Origin of the sequence: Streptomyces sp. SID5785 (genome assembly GCF_009870065.1) — a bacterium.
Taxonomy (GTDB): Bacteria; Actinomycetota; Actinomycetes; order Streptomycetales; family Streptomycetaceae; genus Streptomyces.
This window is the reverse complement of sequence record NZ_WWIA01001009.1, coordinates 1-385: the sequence shown is the minus strand read 5'-3', so window position 1 is coordinate 385 and position 385 is coordinate 1. Positions and strand designations below refer to the sequence as shown.

Genomic DNA, 385 nt, shown 5'->3' with positions numbered 1-385 from the left:
GGGTGACGGCCTGGCAGGGCGACCCGTCCGCGGCCGGTTCCGTCCGCCCGCGCCCCTCGCGTCTGCGGCGCGTGGCCCAGGGCGTGGCGCTGAGCGCCGTGGCGTCCGTCGTGTTCGCGTTCACCGTCGCCGATCCGCACGCGGGTCCCCCGCAGCCCGGTGCCACGGCGCGGCACGCGGCGACCGGCGGCGCCGCCGCCCCGATGCCCGCGTCGCGCCCGCTGCGCGTGGTCATCCCGGCGCTGCACGTGGACGCCCCGCTGACGAAACTGCGGCTCCAGCACGACGGCCGGCTCGCCGCCCCGCCCGAGGACGACGCGAACCTCGCGGGCTGGTGGGCCGACGGGCCGGTGCCGGGCACCCGGGGCACCGCGATCGTCGCCGG

At 80.8% G+C, this 385-nt stretch carries 1 protein-coding gene; it reads left to right on the top strand.

Annotated elements, in window-relative coordinates; genetic code table 11:
* Positions 1-2 precede the first annotated feature (2 nt).
* A partial coding sequence (locus GTW43_RS37765) for a class F sortase (RefSeq protein WP_343246184.1) occupies positions 3-385 on the top strand: 383 nt, incomplete at its 3' end.